The organism is Leucobacter sp. M11, from assembly GCF_035726885.1.
Classification (GTDB): domain Bacteria; phylum Actinomycetota; class Actinomycetes; order Actinomycetales; family Microbacteriaceae; genus JAPFRB01.
Map to the genome: position 1 here is coordinate 557557 of NZ_JAPFRB010000001.1, position 520 is coordinate 558076.

The 520-nt window shown below is 72.7% G+C and carries 1 protein-coding gene; it reads left to right on the forward strand.

Annotated features, from left to right (window positions below):
- On the forward strand, window positions 1-520 hold a 520-nt coding region (locus OOT08_RS02855; protein ID WP_325091033.1), incomplete at its 5' end, for a sensor histidine kinase.

A 520-nucleotide genomic window follows, 5' to 3' on the forward strand; every position in this document is an offset into this window, starting at 1 on the left:
CATCCGGCTCAGCGGGGAGCTGCCCGAGGCCGAGCTCCTGGTGCGCTGTGCCCCGTTCGAGCTGGAGCAGGCCGTCGCCGAGCTGATCGCGAACGCCCTGAAGTACGGGCGGAGCCGGGTGAGCGTCACGGTCGGGCTCGACGCGGGCTGGCACGGGTCCGCGGCGCAGTTTCCCGGGGTGCAGTCTCCCGAGATGCAGTCTCCCGCGGCGCAGTCCCCCGAGGCACAGTCCCCCGCGGCACAGTCTCCCGCGGCGCAGTTTCCCGAGGTACAGTCCCCCGCGGCACTCATCCGGGTGAGCGATGACGGGGAGGGCCTGACCGAGGCCGAGCTGCGCTCCGTCGGGCAGCGTTTCTGGCGCTCGCACCGGCATCGCTCCGTGATCGGCCACGGGCTGGGCCTGAGCATGGTCGAGCGCTTGCTCAGCGAACAGGGCGGTTCACTCGGGCTCTCGAATCGGGACCGCGGCGGCCTCGACGCCGTGATCCGGCTGCCCCTCGCGGACGGGGACCCGGCATGA